2 pseudogenes are annotated in these 480 nt (G+C 68.8%); one reads left to right on the forward strand and one right to left on the reverse strand.

The features are described 5' to 3' along the window. Positions 1-192: pseudogene (locus tag LPA54_RS37270) on the reverse strand (hypothetical protein); the annotation flags it as partial. A gap of 84 nt (positions 193-276) precedes the next feature. Here LPA54_RS37270 and LPA54_RS37275 point away from each other — a divergent pair. Then, positions 277-480: pseudogene (locus tag LPA54_RS37275) on the forward strand (caspase family protein); the annotation flags it as partial.

A 480-nucleotide genomic window follows, 5' to 3' on the forward strand; every position in this document is an offset into this window, starting at 1 on the left:
GCGACTGCTGACTTCGTGGTCGGTGACCCTCGGGTCCGCGGGGAACACCGGCTCCGCCATGAAGGCGAGGAGGTCCTGCCGGTCGTAGATGTTGAGCCACCGAGGGAAGCCGGCCGGCAGCGGCTCACCGGGTGCTAGCGCGGTCAGGGCGCCGAGTTCGTACAGGAACGGCGCCTGCGAGCCGACGGTCACGACCAGTTCGACGCCGCGGCCCGGTTGGCCGCCCTGAAGGACACGTACCGCCCAGCGACCGAGCAGAACGTCAAAACGGCGCTGGTGGACGACCTCCCGCAGTGCGACGGCGACTTGCTGTGGATCTTTTGGGCCGGACACGGGTACCTGCTGGGGCGGGACATGATCCTGCCTTGTGAGGACGCCAGCGCGGGACTGATCCGGCATCTCAATCTCGACTCGATGCTGCGCTGGTGGCGCACGGACACCGTCCGCAGGCCGCGCTTCACGTTCCAGGCCGCCCTGGTG

This window comes from Streptomyces sp. DH12, assembly GCF_020873895.1.
Classification (GTDB): Bacteria; Actinomycetota; Actinomycetes; order Streptomycetales; family Streptomycetaceae; genus Streptomyces.